Below are 3,435 nucleotides of genomic sequence, written 5' to 3' on the forward strand. Positions count from 1 at the left end.
TTGAAAGAACTAACAGTTGGCACAACCGATTCAGAGCCATTCTAATTCGTTGGGAAAGAAAATCTGAAAATTATCTTGCATCTCTTTATCTCGCAGGCTCGATCATTGCTTTTAACTTTTTTGATAGGTAGTTTTGAGACCGGCTCTTAGTTCGATCCAGTTCATTTTAAAGGCGACGTCGCAAGAGGATTTTTGAAGATCTCCACACAACGTTTTTATCGTTGGAAAAACGAGGCCAATGTTTAAGTTCCGTTTTTAATCTTTGTAGAAAGCTGCATCCTGGACAACTCACTTCCAAAGAGCAACGATCATTGCCGAATATCTTAAAAAACCGGAACTTAAACATTGGTCACTACGATCCGTTTTCTATTAAATGTTAAACGACATTCCGGTTTTCCGGACCCGGCTTTCTACTTTGGTGTGGATTCTGCAGCGGAATGCCACTTAGCATATGTTAGTCGTCAAGGTATCACATACTTTACATGTGGCGGTTTTTGAACCACAACATGTAAAAAAACGACTTTTCTATTTCTTAATTCCGTCCTGTCTTCTTTGAAAAAAGCCCGGGTCGACCGAGTCCAGGATTTTCTTGGATTCTTGGTAGATTTCGCCGTATTGCATACCCCTGTAAACGTCCAGAAGGAGACAAGCATGTTGTAGGATTCTGCAACGAATCTTAAAGTCGTAGAAATCTTTTCTGGAATTCAAAGTATCTTTTAAACGAATTAGATTTTGATAATATCCTAGGATTTCCTTTTCGGAATAATTCCTGGTTTCCTCGAAAATTCCTTGTTCCGCTAAAACGACCGGAAGGACTTCTTTCAAATCCGATTCTTCCTGATAAGAATTCTTTAGTCTTTCGATCCAAGAAAGGATTGGTTCCGATTTCAAAATTGTCAGAGGCGCAGCGGAAGGATCCTTTAAAAAAGCTTCTCGAAACAGTAGGATGGCTCTTCTTTCCTCGCCGGTTTGAAAAAAGGATTCTGCCTTCAAGTAAAGAAACTCGGGAGAATTCCTTTCTACGGAAGAAGAATAATTTAAAATTTCGAGTGCGTTTCGATAATCTCTAAAACGGATGAGTTCACGTATGAGACCCAGCAGTGCGGAGGGATCTTGAAAGTGAAGACCTTCCCTTTGAACTGAGATTTTCAGCTGATCGACTGCTTCCGCTAAAACCGATTCCGAAACAGCGCGAAAGGAAGAGGTCCCGGTGAATTTTCTCAGTTCGAACGCTTTTTGAAATTCGGAAAAATATTGAACGAGAAGGTGACTTCTTTCCCTTCCATCTTTCGTATTGTGAATTCGATCGATGCGATTGTCCCAGTAAGAGGAGGTGAAATAACCGGCGATTACCTCCGGATTTTCCGGGTCTTCTCCGAGGAGGAAATCGAAAACTTTTTTTGCCTTATCGAAATCTCCATTTGAAAGGTATTGGTTTGCTTCTTCGAGTTTTCTGGGAAAAGACATTGGTTCTTTAGCTTAAGTTTGGAATCCGGTGGAGAATTCCACCGGACGAAATCGGTCAGTGATTCGCTTTTTTATCGTGATGTTTGCTTACTTGTTTGACGATCTTGTCTTCCAAGCCGTCGATACAGGCGTAGATATCCTTGCTTGAATTTTGTGCGTTGAATTTATTACCGTCCCCGTGTAAATTTAGGTTTGCGGTGACTTCTCCATGGATCATTTCAAAAGAGATTTCAAAGGACTGAACCGCATGAAGGTATTTTGAAACTCGATCCAACTTGCTGTTTGCGTATTTTTCGGCTGCTTTAGAATGATCCACGTTTTTCCAGTTATAATTTATTTTCATAGGCTGCTCCGAATTATTGATTATACCGGACAAATTGAAGTGAAGGCGGGAGTTCAAGATCCGGAATTTCAGGTTAGTCTTAAAAGAGGAAGAGTCAAATCAAAAAAAGCCCGCCCTTTTTAGGTGGCGGGTTAGTAAGTTAGAACTAGAGATGGGATAAATTCGCCAGTTGGATTATTCCGCTTTTGCAACGCTTTCCATATGGATGGAACATGCTTCTTGATATTTTTTATAAGCTTCCTCTTCCGCATTCAGAGCGGAATCGATGTCTCCGATTTTCTGATAGATCGAAATTACGTTTTTAATGTTCTCAAGGGCTCGGCAGGACTTTCCTTGACGGAACTCGGAAATGGATTTGAGATAAAGAACCAGAGCGTAACCGGAAGATTCTTTTTCTCCTATTTTTTCACGGACCGTTAGAGATTGGTTGTAAAGATCGATTGCAGAGTTGTAGTCTCTTACTTTTTGTTTGAGGCTTCCCAAAGCACTTAACTTATTTGCGAGCTGGATTTCATTCTCAGGTGTGAACCTACTAAGTTCTTCTTCTACCTTTTCGGCTTCTGGAATTGCGTAAAGTCCTGTAAAAATGCTTAAAAAGAGGGCAATTGTTGCAAACTTGTTCATCTTATCACCTCAGTTCCAGTGTTCTTGCATAAATATATGCAAGTGGTGTACCAAGTTTTCTGAAGATTCTGGGATTCTTTCTTTTTTTTCTCGTTTTGCTTGAGCCTTTTCAAAATAGTCGAAATCAAACATTCTGCTGGATGGTCGCGCTACTTTTGGAAAACAAGAGAGTGAGGAAAGTCCGGACACCAGGAAACACGGGACCGGGTAATTCCCGGAGTTTTTTCTTTGAGAGAAATTTTAGGGAAAAAATATGGAAAGTGCAACAGAAAGGATACCGCCTCGTCGAAGAAATTCGGCGCGGTAAGGGTGAAATGGCGGGGTAAGAGCCCACCTTCGATTTCGAGAGAGATCGGGAACGGTAAACCCTCCCGGGTGCAATCTCAAATAGGCAGCCTTTTTGTCGTTTCCGCAGGGCTGTGGGTAGAGAGCAAAGACTCCGATCGGTAACTTTCGGAGCAAGATAAATGATCATCCATCTCTTCAGGAGAGGACAGAATCCGGCTTATAGGCAGAATGTTGGTATTTCGGTCTCACAACCTCGTTTTTGTTTTGATCAATTTTGTATTCAGAATGTATGAATGAACATAATCTGTGGGACACCTTTACTTTGCTAAGATGGTTGTGTTGAATTTTCTTTTGGGACTTCTTTTAACGTGAGTTCGACATAACCAATGCGAAAGTGATCATTGTACTTCGATCCTTAGATTCGTATGATTCTTGAAAATGCAGTTCCGAGTATGATACTTTTGATTCGACGGGGTCAAAGCCAAGAAGGCTGGTGGAGGAAGTGAAAGCCGTCTCACTCTCTATGGAGCGTTCATCTTAGCTACGCTAAGAGTCTTCGCCTGGCGCTTTCGCTCTGGCTACGACTATCTCGCTCCCTACCATAACGTTACCCACAAGTTAAGAAGGCTTTTGGGATCATAAGGATCAAAAACTGATATTTTTCAAGTGTTCCGACAAGAATGAGGCTTTTTACTTGCAAGAAGTATGATTTT

The 3,435-nt window shown here is 41.3% G+C and carries 3 protein-coding genes, 1 other RNA gene and 2 pseudogenes; 3 read left to right on the plus strand and 3 right to left on the minus strand.

The genetic code is table 11. The features are described from left to right. Positions 1 to 131, plus strand: a pseudogene (locus CLV95_RS19585) (IS5 family transposase); the annotation flags it as partial. A 61-nt stretch (positions 132 to 192) separates the two neighbouring features. Next, a pseudogene (locus tag CLV95_RS18390) lies at positions 193 to 370 on the plus strand (DDE-type integrase/transposase/recombinase); the annotation flags it as partial. A gap of 155 nt (positions 371 to 525) precedes the next feature. On the opposite strand, the gene CLV95_RS18395 reads toward CLV95_RS18390, so the two are convergent. From CLV95_RS18395 to CLV95_RS18405, 3 genes are all read right to left on the minus strand, one after another. Continuing rightward, on the minus strand, positions 526 to 1,467 hold the full coding sequence (locus tag CLV95_RS18395) for a tetratricopeptide repeat protein (protein WP_002735355.1): 942 nt from the start codon (positions 1,465 to 1,467) through the stop codon (positions 526 to 528). A 55-nt stretch (positions 1,468 to 1,522) separates the two neighbouring features. Beyond that, complete coding sequence (gene hpf / locus CLV95_RS18400; protein ID WP_002556490.1) at positions 1,523 to 1,810, minus strand: ribosome hibernation-promoting factor, HPF/YfiA family; 288 nt, start codon at positions 1,808 to 1,810, stop codon at positions 1,523 to 1,525. A 174-nt stretch (positions 1,811 to 1,984) separates the two neighbouring features. Beyond that, on the minus strand, positions 1,985 to 2,434 hold the full coding sequence (locus CLV95_RS18405) for a tetratricopeptide repeat protein (protein ID WP_002727823.1): 450 nt from the start codon (positions 2,432 to 2,434) through the stop codon (positions 1,985 to 1,987). A gap of 128 nt (positions 2,435 to 2,562) precedes the next feature. On the opposite strand from CLV95_RS18405, the gene rnpB reads away from it, so the two are divergent. Further along, an RNA gene (rnpB, locus tag CLV95_RS18410) (RNase P RNA component class A) lies at positions 2,563 to 2,958 on the plus strand. Positions 2,959 to 3,435 lie beyond the last annotated feature (477 nt).

Source organism: Leptospira borgpetersenii serovar Javanica (genome assembly GCF_003046425.1).
Classification (GTDB): domain Bacteria; phylum Spirochaetota; class Leptospiria; order Leptospirales; family Leptospiraceae; genus Leptospira; species Leptospira borgpetersenii.

Excerpts from the sequence above, each read along its gene's own strand:
- CLV95_RS18405 (WP_002727823.1), bottom strand. The coding sequence starts at position 2,434 with ATGAACAAGTTTGCAACAATTGCCCTCTTTTTAAGCATTTTTACAGGA.
- hpf (WP_002556490.1), bottom strand. The coding sequence starts at position 1,810 with ATGAAAATAAATTATAACTGGAAAAACGTGGATCATTCTAAAGCAGCC.
- CLV95_RS18395 (WP_002735355.1), bottom strand. The coding sequence starts at position 1,467 with ATGTCTTTTCCCAGAAAACTCGAAGAAGCAAACCAATACCTTTCAAAT.